This window comes from Streptomyces sp. NPDC048825, assembly GCF_043198355.1.
GTDB lineage: Bacteria > Actinomycetota > Actinomycetes > Streptomycetales > Streptomycetaceae > Streptomyces > Streptomyces xiangluensis.
The window spans coordinates 461,561-479,650 of record NZ_JBICUR010000004.1 but is presented as its reverse complement, the minus strand read 5'-3'; the positions used below and the strand labels follow the sequence as shown (position 1 = coordinate 479,650).

Genomic DNA, 18,090 nt, shown 5'->3' with positions numbered 1-18,090 from the left:
ACACCCTGAGTGAGGACATATCGCCATGTGCGGCTGCCTGTTGCGGATCAGTTTGCCGAGTACGAGGGTTTCAAGGGCGCAAAGGGTTCTGCCTGACGTAGCGACAGGCTGACCCCATGCGTGCCGATCGCGTTTTCGCGTACGGCGCCGCCGCCGGCCTCCTCGGTGACCTCCTCCTCGGCGATCCGCGCCATGGGCATCCGGTCGCCGCGTTCGGGCGGGCCGCGGGCGCCGTGGAGCGGGTGTTGTGGCAGGACCACCGTGGGTGGGGCGCGCTGCACACCGCCGTATGCGTAGGCGGTGCCGTATCCCTCGCGGCCATCGCCGCCACGTCCGTACGTACCTCCCGTACCGCCTCCGTCGCACTGACCGCCACCGCCACCTGGGCCGTGGTCGGCGGGACTTCGCTCGGCCGCGAGGCCCGGGCCGTCGGCGAGGCACTCGCGGCCGGGGATCTCGAGGCGGCCCGGGAGCGGCTGCCGCACCTGTGCGGACGGGACCCGCAGGCGCTGGACGCCGACGGGATCGCCCGGGCCGTCGTCGAGTCCGTCGCCGAGAACACCTCCGACGCGGTGGTGGGCGCACTGGTGTGGGGTGCGGTGGCAGGTGCGCCGGGGCTCGTCGGTTTCCGGGCCGTCAACACGCTGGACGCCATGGTCGGGCACAAATCGCCCAAGTACCGGCGGTACGGCTGGGCTTCCGCGCGGCTCGACGACGTGGCGGGCTGGCCGGGCGCCCGGCTGACCGCCGTGCTCGCGACCGTCGCGGGCTGCGATCCCCGCGGGGCCGTACGCGCCTGGCGCACCGACGCCGCCAAGCACCCGAGCCCCAACGCCGGGCCCGTCGAGGCCTCGTTCGCGGGGGCGTTGGGCGTACGCCTTGGCGGGACACTCTCGTACGGCGGGCGAGTTGAGCACCGGCCGGTACTCAACGGCGAGGGACGGGCCGTCCAGGTCGACGACATCGAGCGGGCCGTACGCCTCTCGCAGCGGGTGGGCGGACTGGCCCTCGGTGTGTGCGTGGCCGGACGGCTCCTCACGACACGGCTTCTCAACGGGCGGCTGAGCGCAAAGGGGCGTACGTCATGAGCGGCGGCGGGCTGCTTGTCGCAGGGACCACCTCCGACGCCGGCAAGAGCGTCGTCACCGCCGGGATCTGCCGGTGGCTGGTGCGCCAGGGCGTCAAGGTCGCGCCCTTCAAGGCGCAGAACATGTCCCTCAATTCGTTCGTCACACGCGAGGGCGCCGAGATCGGGCGCGCGCAGGCCATGCAGGCACAGGCCGCACGCGTCGAGCCGACGGCGCTCATGAACCCCGTACTGCTGAAGCCGGGCAGCGACCGCAGCAGCCAGGTCGTGCTGATGGGCAAACCGGTGGGCGAGTTGAGCGCGCGCGGGTTCTTCGGGGGTTCTGGGCCCGCGGCGGAGCCGCTGTCAGGCGCTGTGTCCCCCGGGAAAGTGCTGCACGGGGGCAGGCAGGAGCAGCTCCTTGGAACCGTGCTGGAGTGCCTGGCCGAGTTGCGGGGCACGTATGACGCGGTGATCTGTGAGGGGGCGGGCAGTCCCGCCGAGATCAATCTGCGGCGGACGGACATCGTGAACATGGGAATCGCCAGGAACGCCCGGCTTCCCGTGCTGGTGGTGGGTGACATCGACCGTGGCGGGGTCTTCGCGTCGTTCTTCGGGACGATCGCTCTGCTGTCCCGCGAGGACCAGGCGCTCGTCGCCGGGTTCCTGGTCAACAAGTTCCGCGGCGACGTGTCGCTGCTGGAGCCGGGGCTGGACATGCTGCACTCCCTCACCGGACGCTCCACGTACGGCGTGCTCCCCTTCCAGCACGGCCTCGGCATCGACGAGGAGGACGGGCTGCGCGTGTCACTGCGGGGCACGGTGCGCGAGTCGGTGGTCGCTCCGCCCGTCGGGGAGGACGTCCTACGGGTCGCCGTCTGCGCGATCCCCCTGATGTCCAACTTCACCGACGTGGACGCGCTCGCCGCCGAACCGGGCGTCGTCGTGCGGTTCGTGGATCGGGCGGAGGAGCTGGCCGACGCGGACCTGGTCGTCGTGCCCGGCACCCGAGGGACGGTCAGGGCCCTGGAATGGCTGCGGGAGCGCGGACTCGCGGATGCGCTGATGCGCAGAGCCGCTGAAGGGCGGCCCGTCCTCGGGATCTGCGGCGGCTTCCAGGCGCTCGGCGAGCACATCGAGGACGAGGTCGAGTCGCGCGCGGGCCATGTCGACGGACTCGGACTCCTCCCCGTACGCGTGCGGTTCGCGCGGGAGAAGACCCTCACCCGCCCCGTCGGCGAGGCCCTCGGCGAGTACGTCGAGGGGTACGAGATCCATCACGGCGTAGCCGAAGTCACCGGCGGAACCGCGTTCATCTCTGATGACAATGGACACAGCTTGGACGGCTGCCGGGTCGGCGAGGTCTGGGGGACGCACTGGCACGGCTCGCTCGAGTCGGACGGTTTCCGGCGGGCCTTCCTGCGCGAGGTGGCGGCCGCCGCGGGCCGCCGTTTCGTACCGGCCGCAGACACGTCGTTCGCCGCGCTGCGTGAGGAGCAGCTGGACCGGCTCGGCGATCTGATCGAGAACCACGCGGACACGGACGCGCTGTGGCGACTCATCGAGTCTGGCGCGCCCTCAGGACTGCCCTTCATTCCACCGGGAGCGCCCGCATGAGCACAGTGCTGTTGTTGTCGACCGCCGATACGGATCTGCTGGCGGCCCGGGCCGCTTCCGGCGCCTCGTACCGGATCGGCAATCCGACCCGGGTGGATGTGGCGGAGGAGCTGCCCGCGCTGATCGAGGGCGCGGACATCGCCGTCGTACGCCTGCTGGGTGGCAAACGCGCCTGGGAGGACGGGCTCGCGGCGTTGAAGGCGTCCGGGATCCCGACGGTACTGCTCGGCGGAGAGGCCGTTCCCGACGCGGAGTTGATGGCGGAGTCGTCGGTGCCGGCCGGTGTCGTGGCGGAGGCGCTTCGGTACCTCGTCGAGGGCGGCCCCGGGAACCTCGCCGAGCTGGCCCGCTTCCTCTCCGACACCGTGCTGCTCACGGGCGAAGGCTTCGAAGAGCCGCAGAAGATGGCCGAGTACGGCGTCCACGGTGAGCGTCCGTACGTCGACGGCCGCCCGACCGTCGGCGTCCTCTTCTACCGGGCCCACGAGCTGTCCGGCAACACCGCCTTCGTGGACACCCTCTGCGACGCGATCGAGGCGCGCGGCGCCAACGCCCTTCCCGTGTACTGCGGTTCGCTGCGCGGTGCCGACGCCGGCCTGTACGAGATCCTCGGGCGAGCCGACGCGCTGGTCGCCACCGTGCTCGCGGCAGGAGGCACGCACGCCTCGCAGGCGTCGGCCGGCGGTGACGAGGAGGCCTGGGACATCGGGGCGCTGGCCGACCTCAACATCCCTGTGCTGCAAGGGCTTTGCCTCACATCGTCGAAGCAGGCATGGGATGACTCCGATGCCGCCCTCTCCCCCATGGACGCGGCGATGCAGGTCGCGATCCCGGAGTTCGACGGACGGATCGTCACGGTCCCGTTCTCCTTCAAGGAGCAGGGCCCTGACGACGTTCCGGTGTACGTCGCCGATCCGGAGCGGGCCGGGCGGGTGGCCGGAATCGCCGTACGGCACGCGCAGTTGAAGCACAAGCCGAACGACGAGAAGAAGCTGGCGCTCGTCTTCACCGCCTACCCGACGAAGCACTCGCGGGTCGGGAACGCGGTGGGGCTGGACACGCCCGCATCGGCCGTGCGGGTGCTGGATGCCCTGCGGGACGCCGGGTACGGGGTGAGCGGATACCCCGACAACGGCGACGAGTTGATCCACCGGCTCATCGAGGCCGGCGGTCACGACGTGGAGTGGCTGACGGAGGATCAACTGGCCTCCGCACCCGCGCGCGTACCGCTCGCCGACTACCAGGCCTGGTTCGACAAGCTCGACCCCGGACTGCGGGACGGGATGCTGGAGGCGTGGGGTGAGCCGCCGGGTTCGTTGTACGTCGACGGGGACGACATCGTGCTGGCCTCCCTCCAGTTCGGGAACGTCGTGGTCATGATCCAGCCGCCCCGTGGCTTCGGCGAGAACCCGATCGCCATCTACCACGACCCGGACATGCCGCCGTCGCACCACTACATGGCGGCGTACAGGTGGCTGGAACTCTCGTTCGGCGCGGACGCGATCGTACACATGGGCAAGCACGGCACGATGGAGTGGCTTCCCGGCAAGGGACTCGGGCTGAGCGGGGGTTGCGCACCGGACGCAGTGCTCGGCGACCTGCCGCTGATCTATCCCTTCATCGTCAACGACCCCGGCGAGGGCACCCAGGCCAAGCGCCGCGGTCACGCCACGGTCGTCGACCACCTGGTGCCGCCGATGGCGCGCGCGGACACGTACGGGGATCTCGCGAAACTGGAGCAACTGCTCGACGAGTACGCCCTGGTGTCCGACCTGGATCCGACGAAGGCGCCGACGGTGCGCGCCCAGATCTGGACGCTGGTCAAAGCCGCCGAATTGCACCACGACCTGCATGTGGACGATCAGCCGGACGACGACGCATTCGACGAGTTCGTCATGCACATCGACGGCTATCTGTGCGAGATCAAGGACGTCCAGATCCGGGACGGGCTGCACATCCTCGGCGGTGGCCCGGTGGGCGAGCCACGCGTCAATCTCGTACTCGCCGTCCTGCGGGCCTCACAGGTGTGGGGCGGTGCGGCGAACGCGCTGCCTGGCCTGCGCGCCTCGTTCGCGTCTCATTTCGGCCTGGTCGAGAAGGAGCTGCTCGCCGAGCCGGGCACGCCGCTGAAGGTGCCGGCCGAGCTGACCGACCTCGTCGACGGACCGTCACGCACGGCCTCGGACGCGATCGACCTCCTGGAGATCCTGTGCCGCCGGGTCGCGGAGGGCATGGAGGAGCGCGGGTGGGACGTCACGGCCGTGCCAGGTCTCGTACGCGAGGTCGTCGGCACCGAACTCCCGGACGCGGTCGCGGTGTTGGAATTCGCGTGCCGTGAGGTCGTGCCGCGTCTCGCCCGTACGACTGACGAGATCGACCACATCCTCCGGGCCCTGGACGGCGGTTACGTCCCGGCGGGCCCGTCGGGCTCCCCGACCCGCGGTCTGGTCAACGTCCTCCCGACCGGCCGGAACTTCTACTCGGTCGACCCCAAGGCGATCCCGTCACGGCTGAGTTGGGAGGTCGGGCAGTCGCTCGCGGACTCGCTCGTGCAGCGGTATCTCCAGGACACGGGTGAGTATCCGCAGTCCGTGGGTCTGACGGTGTGGGGTACGTCCGCGATGCGCACGCAGGGCGACGACATCGCGGAGATCCTGGCCCTGCTCGGCTGCCGTCCGGTGTGGGACGACGCGTCGCGCCGGGTGACGGGCTTCGAGGTGGTTCCGGTCGAGGAGCTGGGCCGGCCGCGGATTGACGTCACGGTCCGTATCTCCGGGTTCTTCCGCGATGCGTTCCCGCATGTGGTGGGGCTGATCGATGACGCGGTGCGGGCGGTGGCGGAGCTGGACGAGCCCACGGACAGGAACTTCGTACGGGCGCACGCCGACGAGGACACCGCTGAGCACGGCGACCGGCGACGTGCGACGGCCCGCATCTTCGGTTCGAAGCCCGGCGCGTACGGGGCGGGGTTGCTGCCGCTCATCGACGCCCGCAACTGGCGCTCCGACGCCGATCTCGCCGAGGTGTACGCGGTGTGGGGCGGCTATGCGTATGGGCGCGGACTCGACGGGCGGGCAGCGCGCGGCGACATGGAGACGGCGTTCAAGCGGATCGCTGTCGCCGCGAAGAACGTGGACACCCGTGAGCACGACCTCGTCGACGCGGACGACTACTTCCAGTACCACGGCGGGATGGTCGCCATGGTGCGGCATCTGACGGGGGCGAGTCCGGAGGCGTACGTGGGCGACTCCGCCACGCCCGACCAGGTGAAGACCCGCACCCTCGGCGAGGAGACGCACCGCGTGTTCCGCGCCCGCGTGGTCAACCCGCGCTGGATGGCCGCCATGCGGCGCCACGGCTACAAGGGTGCGTTCGAGATGGCGGCGACCGTCGACTACCTCTTCGGGTACGACGCCACGGCCGGGGTTGTGGACGACTGGATGTACGAGAAGCTCAGCGCCGAGTACGTCTTCGACGCGGAGAACCGGGACTTCATGAAGAAGTCCAACCCCTGGGCGCTGAGGGGGATCACAGAGCGGCTGCTGGAGGCCGCCGACCGGGGGCTGTGGGCCGAGCCGGACGCCGACACGCTGGAACGGCTGCGCGCCACGTACCTGGAGCTCGAAGGCGACTTGGAGGGCGACGACCAGTGAGTACCCCCTTTCCGTTCACGGCTGTCGTCGGTCAGGACGACCTGCGGCTCGCCCTGCTGCTGAACGCCGTGTCACCTGCGGTGGGCGGCGTGCTCGTGCGCGGCGAAAAAGGCACCGCCAAGAGCACAGCCGTACGCGCCCTTTCCGCGCTCATGCCGGAGGTGGACGTCGTCGCCGGGTGCCGCTTCTCGTGCGACCCGGTGTCGCCGGATCCGGCGTGTCCGGACGGGCCGCACGAGACGGGCGCGGGTACGTCCCGTCCGGCCCGGATGGTCGAGCTGCCCGTCGGCGCGTCCGAGGACCGGCTCGTGGGGGCGCTGGACATCGAGCGTGCCCTGTCCGAGGGCGTGAAGGCCTTCGAACCCGGCCTGCTCGCCGACGCCCACCGCGGGATCCTCTACGTCGACGAGGTGAATCTGCTGCACGACCACCTCGTCGACCTGCTCCTGGACGCCGCCGCGATGGGTGCCTCGTACGTCGAGCGCGAGGGCGTCTCCGTGCGGCATGCCTCCAAGTTCCTCCTTGTCGGCACCATGAATCCCGAAGAGGGCGAGCTGCGGCCGCAGTTGCTGGACCGCTTCGGACTGACCGTCGAGGTCGCCGCCTCGCGGGAGCCCGACCAGCGGGTCGAGGTCGTGCGGCGGCGGCTCGCGTACGACGACGACCCGGCCGGCTTCGCGGCGCGCTGGGCCGACGACGAGGCCGCCGTACGGGCGCGGATCGTGGCGGCGCGGGAGCTGTTGCCCTCCGTACGGCTCGGCGACGGGGCGCTGCGGCAGATCGCGGCGACCTGCGCGGCCTTCGAGGTCGACGGGATGCGGGCCGACATCGTGATGGCGCGGACCGCGACGGCGCTGGCCGCGTGGGCCGGGCGGACGGATGTCCTCGCGGAGGACGTGCGACAGGCGGCTCTGCTCGCGCTGCCGCATCGGCGGCGGCGTAATCCCTTTGATGCGCCGGGACTTGACGAGGACAAGCTCGACGACACGCTGGAGGAGTTCGGCGGCGGTGACGACGCCGGCGACGAAGACCCGGATCCGGATCCGGATCCGGATCCGGATCCGGACGGGCCCGGCGGTGGCGGGCAGCCGCCGCAGGACGGGCCGGACGGGGATGACTCCCCCGCCGCTGATGTTCCGGCGCAGGGCGAGCACTCGGAGGGCGACGGGCAGGCACCGGCAGCACCCGGTGGCGGTGAGCAGTCCCCCGTACGGGCTGCCGAGCCCTTTCGTACCAAGATGCTGAGCGTGCCCGGACTCGGCGAGGGTGCTGCCGGACGGCGGTCCCGGGCGCGGACCGAGCACGGGCGGACCACCGGGGCCCGGCGGCCCCGAGGGGCGCTCACCAAGCTGCACTTGGCGGCGACCGTGCAGGCCGCGGCCCCGCATCAGCGGGCGCGCGGACGGTCGGGGCCCGGACTTGTCGTACGGCGCGACGATCTGCGGCAGGCGACGCGGGAGGGCCGTGAGGGGAACCTCGTGCTGTTCGTCGTGGACGCCTCCGGGTCCATGGCCGCACGGCAGCGGATGAGCGCGGTGAAGGGGGCCGTGCTGTCGCTGCTGCTCGACGCGTATCAGCGGCGGGACAAGGTGGGGCTGGTGACCTTCCGGGGGAAGGACGCCGAGGTCGCGTTGCCGCCGACCTCGTCGGTGGACGCGGCGGCGGCACGGCTGGAGTCGTTGCCGACGGGTGGGCGGACACCGCTGGCCGCAGGGCTGTTGCGTGCCCATGACGTGCTGCGGGTGGAACGGCTCAGGGATCCCGCGCGGCGTTCACTCGTCGTCGTGGTGACGGACGGGCGGGCCACGGGTGGGCCGGAGCCCGTCACGCTCGCTGGGCGCGCGGCGCGGCTGTTCGCGGCCGACGGGGTCGCGTCCGTGGTCGTCGACTGCGAGTCGGGGCCCGTACGGCTCGGGCTTGCCGGGCAGCTCGCAGGTGAACTCGGCGGTACGGCAGTGACGTTGGACGAGCTGCGGGCCGACTCGATCGCCGGTCTTGTCAGGGACGTTCAGGGCAGCAGGGGCAACGGCAGGAGGGCCGCGTAATGCCGCAGGGACAGCCGAGTGTCGTACCGGACGACGGTTTGACGACGCGTCAGCGACGTAATCGGCCGCTGGTCGTGGTGCATACCGGGATCGGCAAGGGCAAGTCCACCGCCGCCTTCGGGCTCGCGTTGCGGGCCTGGAATCAGGGGTGGCCGATCGGGGTGTTCCAGTTCGTGAAGTCGGCGAAGTGGAAGGTCGGCGAGGAGAACGCGTTGCGGGTCCTCGGTGCCTCCGGTGAGGGCGGGTCCGTCGACTGGCACAAGATGGGTGAGGGCTGGTCCTGGGTGCAGCGCGACTCCCAGATGGACAACGAGGAGAAGGCCCGCGAGGGGTGGGAGCAGGTCAAGCGTGACCTCGCTGCCGAGACGTACAAGCTGTATGTCCTCGATGAGTTCGCGTACCCCATGCACTGGGGGTGGGTCGATGTCGACGAGGTCATCGCAGTGCTTCGGGACCGGCCCGGAACGCAGCATGTGGTGATCACCGGGCGGAACGCGCCCGAGAAGCTCGTCGACTTCGCCGATCTCGTCACCGACATGTCCAAGGTCAAGCATCCGATGGACGCCGGCCAGAAGGGCCAGAGGGGCATCGAGTGGTGATTTCCGTCCCTCGGCTGGTCATTGCCGCGCCTTCTTCCGGAAGCGGCAAGACCACTGTTGCTACGGGGCTGATGGCGGCGTTCGCCTCGCGGGGGCTTGCCGTGTCTCCGCACAAGGTGGGGCCCGACTACATCGATCCCGGGTATCACGCGCTTGCCGCGGGGCGGGTGGGGCGGAATCTCGATCCCTATCTGTGTGGGGCGGAGTTGGTGGCTCCGTTGTTCGCGCATGGTGCGCGCGGGTGTGATGTCGCCGTTGTCGAGGGTGTGATGGGGCTGTACGACGGGGCCGCCGGGGAGGGGGAGTTGGCGTCCACCGCTCATGTGGCGAAGCTGCTGCGGGCGCCCGTGGTGTTGGTTGTTGATGCGTCGGCGCAGGCTCGGTCGGTGGCTGCGCTCGTGCATGGGTTTGCTTCCTGGGATCCCGAGGTGCGGGTTGCGGGCGTGATCCTCAACAAGGTGGGGTCCGAGCGGCATGAGGTGATGTTGCGGGAGGCGTTGGACGAGTCCGGGGTGCCGGCGCTTGGTGTTTTGCGGCGGGCTCGGGAGGTGGGGACGCCTTCTCGGCACCTCGGACTGGTGCCGGTTGCCGAGCGGCGGGCGGAGGCCGTGGGGGCGGTCGAGGTCATGGCCTCGCGGGTGCGGGAGGGGTGTGATCTGTCTGCGCTGCTTGCGCTGGCGCGTAGTGCGCCTGGGTTGTCGGGTGCGGGTTGGGATCCGGCTGAGGTGGTGGCCTGCGGCGCTTCTTTCCCCAGCCCCGCCCCTTCCCGAAACTGGGGGCTCCGCCCCCAGACCCCCGATCGGCCTGAACGGCCTCGTCCTCAAACGCCGGACGGGCTGCTTGTGCCTGGACTGAGCTCAAAGGAACCAGCCAGGCCAACAGCCCCGAACCAGCCGAAGTCCCCCATCGTCGCCATCGCCGGCGGCCCCGCCTTCACCTTCTCCTACGCCGAGCATGCCGAACTCCTCGCCGCCGCCGGAGCCGAAGTCATCACCTTCGACCCCCTCCATGACGAGCAACTCCCGGACGGAACGGCAGGGTTGGTCATCGGCGGCGGGTTCCCGGAGGTGTACGCCTCCGAGCTGTCCGCCAACGAACCCCTGCGCAAAGCCATCGCCGAGCTGGCGTTCAGTGGTGCTCCCGTCGCCGCCGAATGCGCCGGCCTCCTCTACCTCTCCCGTGAGCTCGACGGGCAGCCCATGTGCGGCGTGCTGGAGGCGACGGCCCGTATGGACGAGCGGCTGACCCTCGGGTACCGGGACGCCGTGGCCGTGAGCGACAGCGTCCTCGCCGCAGCCGGGACGCGTATGCGCGGTCACGAGTTTCACCGCACCGTCGTCGAGCCCGGCGCGGGCGCCGCTCCCGCCTGGGGGCTCCATGCTCCGGGGCGGCGAGTCGAAGGTTTTGTACAACAAGGTGTGCACGCGAGTTACGTGCACACGCACTGGGCGTCCGCACCCGGCGTCGCCCGTCGGTTCGTGGAGAGGTGCCGGACGTCATGAGCAGCAGCAGGCTGATCGGAGTCGGAGTGGGGCCCGGGGACCCGGAGCTCGTGACCGTCAAGGGGGTCAATGCCCTCCGCGCGGCGGACGTGGTCGTCGTCCCCGTGATGGCTGCATTTGATGGAAAAGATGGGGGCGAACGCGGGCGCGCCGAGGCCACCGTGCTGCACTACGTGCCCGAGGACAAGGTCGTACGGGTCGTGTTCGCGCTCAACGAGCGGTCGGACCGCGCACGGCGCGAGGCCGCCTGGGACGCGGCCGGTGCGCGGGTGGCCGAGCTGCTGCGCGCCCACGCCACGGTCGCCTTCGCCACCATCGGCGACCCGAACGTGTACTCCACGTTCACCTATCTCGCGCAGACCATCGAGGAGTTGATCCCGGGCACGGTCGTCGAAACGGTGCCCGGCATCACCGCCATGCAGGACCTCGCCGCCCGCTCAGGTGCCGTACTGACCGAGGGCACCGAGCCACTCACCCTCGTCCCCGTCACTGCGGGCTCCGCCGTGCTGAAGGACGCGCTGAGCGGTCCGGGGACGGTTGTCGCGTACAAGTTCGGCCGCCTCGCGGAGGAAGTGGCCGCGGCGCTGCGGGAAACCGGGCGGCTCGATGACGCGGTGTGGGGCTCGGCACTGGGCCTGCCCGACGAGTCGATCCGCCCCGCATCCGACATGGACAGCACTCCCCTGCCGTACCTCTCCACCCTCATCGCCCCCGCCCCACGCAAAGGCGAACGCGGCGGCAAGCTGTGAACGGCCGGAGCCACTCGCACCCAGGCCACCAGCCACTGGCAGCCCGTCGTGGGGGTCCCCCCGCTCGAGCGAAGCCGAGAGTGGGGGAGCTTGAGGACGAGGCCGCTCAGGCTGATCGGGGGTCTGGGGGCGGAGCCCCCTGCGGGGCCCAGGGGCAGCGCCCCTGGTTACGGGAAGGGGTGGGCTTGAGGAAAGAAGCGCCGCAGGCCCCCATCACCTCAGCCACCTCCCAGCCCGCACCCAATGTCCCCGCAGCCACTGATCACTCGTAGGAGAGGACCCACCCCATGCCCGACGCCCCCACCCCCAAGGTGACCTTCGTCGGCGCCGGGCCCGGCGCAGCCGACCTGCTCACCTTCCGCGCCGCGAAGGCGATCGCAGAGGCCGACATCGTCATCTGGGCGGCCAGCCTGGTGCAGGAGGAGGTCCTGGACCACGCACGCGAGGAAGCGGAGATCCTCGACTCGGCAACCATGTCGCTCGAGGACGTCGTGGCCGTGTACGAACGGGCCGCAACGGAAGGCCTCAAGGTGGCCCGCATCCACTCCGGCGACCCGGCCCTGTGGGGCGGTACGCAGGAACAGCTCGACCGGTGCAAAAGCATCGGCATCGAGACCGAGATCATCCCCGGCGTCTCCTCCTTCTCCGCCGTCGCCGCCCTGGCACAACGCGAGCTGACCATCCCCGAGATCGCCCAGTCCGTGATCCTCACCCGCCTCGGCGGCGGCAAGACACCCATGCCGCCCGGCGAGGAAGTACGCGAGTTCGCCCGCCACGGCACCACCATGGCGCTGTTCCTGTCCGCCGCCCGCAGCGGCCAGCTCGTACGGGAACTGCTGGAGGGCGGCTACCCGACGACGACGCCGGTCGTGGTCGCGTACCAGGCGACCTGGCCGGAGGAGCTGATCGTGAAGTGCACGATCGGCACGCTGGAGGAGACCGTCAAGGAGCACAAGCTGTGGAAGCACACGCTGTTCCTGGTCGGCGCGGCCCTCGACGCGCACGGCACCCGCTCGCACCTCTACCACCCGGGCCACTTCCACGGCTTCCGCAAGGCGGACCCCGAGGCACGTAAGGCGCTGCGTACACGAGGTGCCACACCATGATCACAACCGTGATCACCGTCATCGGTACGGGAACCGGGTCGCCCCTTCCTCCGGACGCCGAGGCCGAGTTGGCCACGGCGACGCTCGTCGTGGGCGCCCGTCGGCACCTGACGGCGGCCGACCTGCCGGACACGACGGAAGAGATCGTGCTCGGCCCGCTGCCCCCTGCCCTCGACGCGATCGAGCAGCACCTGAAGAAGCCCGCGGACCACACAGCTCAGGGGCGCGTCGTGGTGCTGGCCTCCGGAGACCCCGGCTTCTTCGGCATCGTGCGAGCGCTCGCCGACCGCTTCGGCGCCCACACCCTGGACGTACGCCCCGCTGTCTCGTCCGTCGCGACCGCCTTCGCGCGCCTGGGCCTGACCTGGGACGACGCGATCGTGGTGAGCGCCCACGGCCGGGACCCACGGACCGCGGTGAACGTCTGCCTGGCCCACCCCAAGGTGGCGGTGCTGACCGGCCCGGGCGCCGGGCCGGCGGAACTGGGCGCCGCGCTGCGATCACAGTCGAGCGAACGCGTCCTCGTCGTGGCCTCGGCCCTGGGCTCGGGCCCGGACGAGCGCGTCGAGCGGGTCACGCCCGCCGAGGCCGCCGCCCGCGACTGGGGGCCGGCGGTCAGCGTCGTGCTGTGCCTCGACGAGTCACGCGCCGTCTCCCCCGTACGCACGATCGCCGGGGCGGTGCCCGGTCCCACCCAATGGGCTCTGGACGAGGGCGAGTTCACGTATCGCGACTCGATGATCAGCAAGTTCGAGGTACGGGCCCTGGCGCTGGCCCGGCTCGGGCCGCGGCTCGGCGACCACGTCTGGGACATCGGCGCGGGCTCCGGCTCGGTCGCCGTGGAGTGCGCACGGTTCGGGGCCGCCGTGACCGCCGTCGAGAAGAGCGAGGACGGCGTGGAGCGCGTACGCGCCAACGCCGCCGCGCAAGGTGTCGACGTGACCGTCGTGCAGGGCGTCGCACCCGCCGTACTGTCCGAACTCCCCGACCCCGACGCCGTGTTCATCGGCGGCGGCGGGCGTGAGCTGGCCGCCATCGTGACGGCCTGCGCACGGCGGGCGCGGCGGGCGGTCGTGGTGGCGATGGCCGCGCTGGACCGGGTTCCGGCGGCACGGGAGGCGCTGCTGGCCGCCGGATTCAGCTGCGACGGCGTACTGCTGCAGTCGTCCCGGCTCGCGCCGTTGCCCGGGGACGTGACCCGGCTCGCGGCGACCAATCCCGTCTTTCTGCTGTGGGGCGTCCGGCCTCCGGCGCGTACCGAGGGAGTTGCTCAGTGATCGGCCTGATTTCGGCGACGGCGGCGGGTGTCAGGGCCCGTGAACGGGTGGCCGCGGCCTGGCCGGATCGCACGCGGGTGTACGACGGCCCCGTGGGTGATGCCGTGCGGCGGGCCTTCGCGGAGTGTGAGCAGCTGGTGTGCTTCCTGGCAACGGGGGCTGTGGTCCGGCTCGTCGCACCCCTGTTGGAGGACAAGGCGTCCGACCCCGGGATCGTGTGTGTCGACGAGGGCGGTCGGTTCGCCGTCCCGCTTGTCGGCGGGCACGGGGGTGGCGCCAATGAACTCGCCCACGCGGTGGGTGAGTTGCTGGGCGCACAGCCCGTGGTGACGACGGCGACGGACGCGGTCGGTCTGCCCGGCCTCGACACGCTCGGTTTTCCGGTCGAGGGGGATGTCGCCGCCGTGACGCGCGCTCTGCTGGACGGGGAGCCCGTAGCCCTGGAGGCGGAGGTGCCGTGGCCGCTCCCGCCCCTTCCCGTAACCCCGACAGGCCCGACAGGTCTGACTGGCCTCACTGCTCTGACAGATCAGTACACGATCCGCGTCAGCGACCGGCTGGTCGAGCCCGCCGCGCATGAAGTCGTCCTCCGTCCGCCTTCCCTCGTCATCGGCGTCGGCGCTTCCAAGGGCGCGCCCGTGGATGAGGTGTTGGGGAACATCGCGGATGCCCTGCGCGATGCCGGGCTCTCCGCGAAGTCCGTCGCCGAACTCGCCACCGTCGAAGCCAAGGCCGACGAGCCCGGCCTCCTGGAGGCAGCCGCCCGCCTCGGGGTCCCCCTGGTCACGTACTCCGCCGAGGAGTTGGCGGCCGTGGACGTGCCGAACCCGTCGGACGCCCCGCTGACCGCCGTCGGTACGCCCTCGGTCGCGGAGGCCGCCGCGCTCGTACGGGGCGGCGAACTCCTCGTACCCAAGCAGAAGTCGGCCGGGCAGCCCGGACAGCCCGCGATGGCGACCTGCGCCGTCGTACGACGTCCGTCCCGCGGTCGGCTTGCCGTCGTCGGGCTCGGCCCCGGCGCGCGCGACCTCCTCACCCCACGCGCCAGGGAGGAACTGCGCCGCGCCTCCGTGCTCGTCGGCCTCGACCAGTACGTCGCCCAGATCCGCGACCTGCTCCGGCCCGGCACCCGGATCCTGGAGTCCGGGCTCGGAGCGGAGGAGGAACGAGCCCGAACTGCCGTCACAGAAGCCCGACTCGGTCACGCCGTCGCGCTCATCGGCAGCGGGGACGCGGGCGTGTACGCGATGGCCTCGCCCGCGCTCGCGGAGGCGTCCGACGACATCGACGTGGTCGGAGTGCCGGGAGTGACCGCCGCGCTCGCGGCCGGGGCGATCCTGGGCGCGCCGCTCGGCCATGACCACGTGTCGATCAGCCTGTCCGACCTGCACACTCCGTGGGAGGTCATCGAGCGTCGGGTACGGGCCGCCGCGGAGGCGGACATCGTGGTGACGTTCTACAACCCCCGTAGCCGGGGCCGCGATTGGCAGCTCCCCAAGGCCCTCGCGATCCTCGGGGAACACCGGGAGCCGACGACACCCGTCGGTGTCGTACGCAACGCCTCCCGCCCGGACGAGTCCAGCCGCCTCACCGCACTCGCCGAACTCGACCCGGCCACCGTCGACATGATGACGGTCGTGACGGTGGGCAACACGGCGACCCGTGAGATCTCGGGCCGCATGGTGACGCCGCGCGGATATCGCTGGCAGGAGGAGCCCCGATGAGCCAAGTGTTCCCGGAGTCCCGGGCCGTGCACCCCATCGAAGTGGAGTCCTTCCGGCGGCTGCGCGCCCGGCTCGACACCTCGCATTTCCCGCCGCTGACGCGCGCGGTCGTGGAGCGGGTGATCCACTCGGCCGCCGACCTCGCGTACGCGGAGGATCTCGTCATGGACGAGGCCGCGTTGGAGAAGGCCCATGGCGCGCTGCACGACGGGGCGCCCGTCGTGGTGGACGTGGAGATGGTCGCGGCGGGCATCACCCGGCGCGAGACCGTGTGCCGGCTGAAGGACGCCGGTTCCGGTCCCGGGCTGACGCGTTCGGCGCATGCGATCCGGCTCGCGTACGAGCAGGTCGGGCCCGGTGCGCTCTGGGTGATCGGCTGTGCTCCGACCGCGCTGGAGGAGCTGCTGACGCTGGACGCCGCTCCGGCGCTCGTCATCGGTCTGCCCGTGGGTTTCGTCGGCGCGGCGGAGTCCAAGGCCGCGTTGCGGGAGAGCGGGCTGCCCGCCGTCAGCAACGTCTCCGAGAAGGGCGGTTCGGCGGTCGCCGCGGCGGCGCTGAACGCCCTGCTCTATCAACCCGTACCCCCAGATCCACCCGTTTCGCCAGTTCCATCCGCCGTATCCGAGGCCTCAGAGCCCCTGAAGGAGAAACCGTGACCACGTCCCAGCCGCCCGCCCTGCTCATCGCCGGACACGGCACCCGGGACGACGCGGGCGCCGAGGCCTTCCGTGATTTCGTACGGGAGTTGGGCCGCCGCACCCCCGAACTCCCCGTCGCGGGCGGCTTCATCGAACTGTCCCCGCCGCCGCTCGGCGACGCCGTGACGGAGCTGGTCGAGCAAGGGGTACGCCGTTTCGCCGCCGTCCCGCTGATGCTCGTGTCCGCCGGGCACGCCAAGGGTGACATTCCGGCAGCGCTGGCCCGTGAGAAGGAACGGCACCCGGGGATCTCGTACACGTACGGGCGCCCGCTCGGCCCGCACCCCGCGCTGCTCACCGTCCTTGAGCGACGGCTCGACGAGGCGCTCGGCTCCACGGCGCGCACGCCCTTCGACCGGGCCGATGTGACCGTCCTCCTCGTCGGCCGCGGCTCGACCGACCCGGACGCCAATGCGGAGGTCCACAAGGCGGCGCGGCTGTTGTGGGAGGGGCGAGGTTACGCGGGGGTGGAGACCGCGTTCGTGTCGCTGGCGGCGCCGGATGTGCCGTCCGGCCTCGACCGCTGCGCGAGGCTGGGCGCCCGGCGGATCGTCGTGCTCCCCTACTTCCTGTTCACCGGCATCCTGCCGGACCGGGTGCGGCTGCAGACCGAAGGCTGGGCGGCGGCACACCCGGATATCGAGGTACGGTCGGCCGAAGTCATCGGCCCGGAGCCGGAGTTGCTCGACCTGGTGATGGAGCGCTACCGGGAAGCCGTGGCCGGCGACCTGCGGATGAACTGCGACTCCTGCGTCTACCGCATCGCGCTGCCGGGCTTCGAGGACAAGGTGGGCATGCCCCAGCAGCCGCACTTCCACCCGGACGACGACGATCACCATCACGGTGGTCACCACCACGGGCATGCACACTCCCATGCGCACTGAGAGAGCCGAGGGACCCGAGAACCGGGCGCACGACCTCCGTCACCACGGTGACGCGGAGGTACGCGACGACGGCTCGGCCCTCGTCGACCTCGCGGTCAACGTCCGCGCCGACACGCCCCCGGCGTGGCTGCGCGAGCGGATCGCCGGGTCGCTGGCCGGGCTGGCCGCCTACCCGGACGGGCGGTCCGCGCGCGCGGCGGTGGCTGCCCGGCACGGGCTCCCCGTGGAGCGTGTACTCCTCACGGCGGGCGCGGCGGAGGCCTTCGTGCTGCTCGCCCGCGCCCTGAAGGTACGTCAGCCGGTGGTGGTGCACCCGCAGTTCACCGAGCCGGAGGCGGCGTTGCGGGACGCGGGCCACAGCGTGGACCGGGTCGTGCTACGGGCGGCGGACGGCTTTCGTCTCGACCCCTCGGCCGTCCCCGAGGACGCGGACCTGGTGGTGATCGGAAACCCGACCAACCCGACGTCCGTGCTGCACCCGGCTGCGGGGATCGCTGAACTCGCCCGCCCTGGACGGACGTTGGTGGTCGACGAGGCGTTCATGGACGCGGTGCCGGGGGAATGCGAGGCCCTTGCCGGGCGGACGGACGTCCCCGGCCTGGTGGTGCTGCGCAGCCTCACAAAGACGTGGGGTCTGGCCGGGCTGCGGATCGGTTACGTGCTCGCTCCTCCGGAGGTGATCGCGGACCTGCAGCGGGCCCAGCCCCTCTGGCCGGTCTCCACACCGGCCCTCGCGGCGGCGGAGGCCTGCATGTCTCCGCGGGCTCTCGCGGAACAGTCCGAGGCGGCCCACCGCGTCGTCACGGACCGCGCCCATCTCGTCGAGGGCCTCAAGGAGTTCGCCTCCGACGGCTTGTCGGTGGCCGAGCCCGCCGAGGGCCCCTTCGTCCTCGTACGACTCCCCCACGCGGCGCTCGTACGCCACCACCTGCGCACCCTCGGATACGCGGTGCGCCGCGGCGACACGTTCCCGGGGTTGGGCGAGGACTGGCTGCGGCTGGCGGTCCGGGACCGGGCGACCGTGAACGGCTTCCTGCAGGCGCTGGACCGGGCGATGACGCTGGCGGGCGGCTGTGAGGCCACGGGGTCGTAGTGCGGGCATGCGTGCACATGCCCCAGTCCCGTCGTGCGCTACGAGGCAGCGCACGACGAGGGCCGTCAACTCTCGGC

General features: G+C 71.4%; 13 protein-coding genes. All 13 read left to right on the top strand.

The window, feature by feature from the left end; genetic code table 11:
• Positions 1–116: 116 nt before the first annotated feature.
• The 13 genes from ACGFNK_RS13625 to cobC all read left to right on the top strand — a co-directional run bounded on the left by ACGFNK_RS13625 (position 117) and on the right by cobC (position 18,013).
• On the top strand, positions 117–1,088 hold the full coding sequence (locus tag ACGFNK_RS13625; protein WP_393415454.1) for a cobalamin biosynthesis protein: 972 nt from the start codon (positions 117–119) through the stop codon (positions 1,086–1,088).
• Positions 1,085–2,683, top strand: coding sequence for a cobyric acid synthase (locus ACGFNK_RS13620; RefSeq protein ID WP_393415452.1), 1,599 nt, complete (start codon positions 1,085–1,087; stop codon positions 2,681–2,683). The genes ACGFNK_RS13625 and ACGFNK_RS13620 overlap by 4 nt, the downstream gene beginning before the upstream one ends.
• Positions 2,680–6,336 (top strand): cobaltochelatase subunit CobN, encoded by a 3,657-nt coding sequence (gene cobN / locus ACGFNK_RS13615; RefSeq protein WP_393415450.1) that lies wholly within the window; start codon positions 2,680–2,682, stop codon positions 6,334–6,336. Before ACGFNK_RS13620 ends, cobN begins: the two co-directional genes overlap by 4 nt.
• Positions 6,333–8,381, top strand: a complete 2,049-nt coding sequence (locus ACGFNK_RS13610) for a putative cobaltochelatase (protein ID WP_393415448.1) — start codon at positions 6,333–6,335, stop codon at positions 8,379–8,381. Before cobN ends, ACGFNK_RS13610 begins: the two co-directional genes overlap by 4 nt.
• On the top strand, positions 8,381–8,980 hold the full coding sequence (cobO, locus tag ACGFNK_RS13605) for a cob(I)yrinic acid a,c-diamide adenosyltransferase (RefSeq protein WP_344392966.1): 600 nt from the start codon (positions 8,381–8,383) through the stop codon (positions 8,978–8,980). The genes ACGFNK_RS13610 and cobO overlap by 1 nt, the downstream gene beginning before the upstream one ends.
• Entirely contained in the window at positions 8,974–10,482 is a 1,509-nt protein-coding gene (locus ACGFNK_RS13600; protein ID WP_393415446.1) for a cobyrinate a,c-diamide synthase, read from the top strand. Before cobO ends, ACGFNK_RS13600 begins: the two co-directional genes overlap by 7 nt.
• Positions 10,479–11,231 carry a precorrin-2 C(20)-methyltransferase gene (gene cobI / locus ACGFNK_RS13595; protein WP_393415444.1) on the top strand — a complete coding sequence of 251 codons (753 nt, stop codon included), beginning with the start codon at positions 10,479–10,481 and terminating at the stop codon, positions 11,229–11,231. Before ACGFNK_RS13600 ends, cobI begins: the two co-directional genes overlap by 4 nt.
• A gap of 287 nt (positions 11,232–11,518) precedes the next feature.
• On the top strand, positions 11,519–12,337 hold the full coding sequence (cobM, locus tag ACGFNK_RS13590) for a precorrin-4 C(11)-methyltransferase (RefSeq protein ID WP_386345476.1): 819 nt from the start codon (positions 11,519–11,521) through the stop codon (positions 12,335–12,337).
• An 8-nt stretch (positions 12,338–12,345) separates the two neighbouring features.
• Entirely contained in the window at positions 12,346–13,614 is a 1,269-nt protein-coding gene (gene cbiE, locus ACGFNK_RS13585) for a precorrin-6y C5,15-methyltransferase (decarboxylating) subunit CbiE (RefSeq protein ID WP_393415574.1), read from the top strand.
• Positions 13,611–15,338, top strand: coding sequence for a precorrin-3B C(17)-methyltransferase (gene cobJ, locus ACGFNK_RS13580; protein ID WP_393415442.1), 1,728 nt, complete (start codon positions 13,611–13,613; stop codon positions 15,336–15,338). Before cbiE ends, cobJ begins: the two co-directional genes overlap by 4 nt.
• Entirely contained in the window at positions 15,335–15,994 is a 660-nt protein-coding gene (locus ACGFNK_RS13575; RefSeq protein WP_393415440.1) for a precorrin-8X methylmutase, read from the top strand. The genes cobJ and ACGFNK_RS13575 overlap by 4 nt, the downstream gene beginning before the upstream one ends.
• Positions 15,991–16,920: a sirohydrochlorin chelatase gene (locus ACGFNK_RS13570; RefSeq protein ID WP_393415438.1), complete on the top strand. Its 930-nt coding sequence runs from the start codon at positions 15,991–15,993 to the stop codon at positions 16,918–16,920. The genes ACGFNK_RS13575 and ACGFNK_RS13570 overlap by 4 nt, the downstream gene beginning before the upstream one ends.
• Positions 16,910–18,013 carry an Rv2231c family pyridoxal phosphate-dependent protein CobC gene (cobC, locus tag ACGFNK_RS13565; RefSeq protein ID WP_393415437.1) on the top strand — a complete coding sequence of 368 codons (1,104 nt, stop codon included), beginning with the start codon at positions 16,910–16,912 and terminating at the stop codon, positions 18,011–18,013. The genes ACGFNK_RS13570 and cobC overlap by 11 nt, the downstream gene beginning before the upstream one ends.
• Positions 18,014–18,090 lie beyond the last annotated feature (77 nt).

Coding starts and splice junctions, on each gene's coding strand:
- ACGFNK_RS13625 (WP_393415454.1), top strand. CDS start 117: ATGCGTGCCGATCGCGTTTTCGCGTACGGCGCCGCCGCCGGCCTCCTC.
- ACGFNK_RS13620 (WP_393415452.1), top strand. CDS start 1,085: ATGAGCGGCGGCGGGCTGCTTGTCGCAGGGACCACCTCCGACGCCGGC.
- cobN (WP_393415450.1), top strand. CDS start 2,680: ATGAGCACAGTGCTGTTGTTGTCGACCGCCGATACGGATCTGCTGGCG.
- cobO (WP_344392966.1), top strand. CDS start 8,381: ATGCCGCAGGGACAGCCGAGTGTCGTACCGGACGACGGTTTGACGACG.
- cobI (WP_393415444.1), top strand. CDS start 10,479: ATGAGCAGCAGCAGGCTGATCGGAGTCGGAGTGGGGCCCGGGGACCCG.
- cobM (WP_386345476.1), top strand. CDS start 11,519: ATGCCCGACGCCCCCACCCCCAAGGTGACCTTCGTCGGCGCCGGGCCC.
- ACGFNK_RS13575 (WP_393415440.1), top strand. CDS start 15,335: ATGAGCCAAGTGTTCCCGGAGTCCCGGGCCGTGCACCCCATCGAAGTG.
- cobC (WP_393415437.1), top strand. CDS start 16,910: ATGCGCACTGAGAGAGCCGAGGGACCCGAGAACCGGGCGCACGACCTC.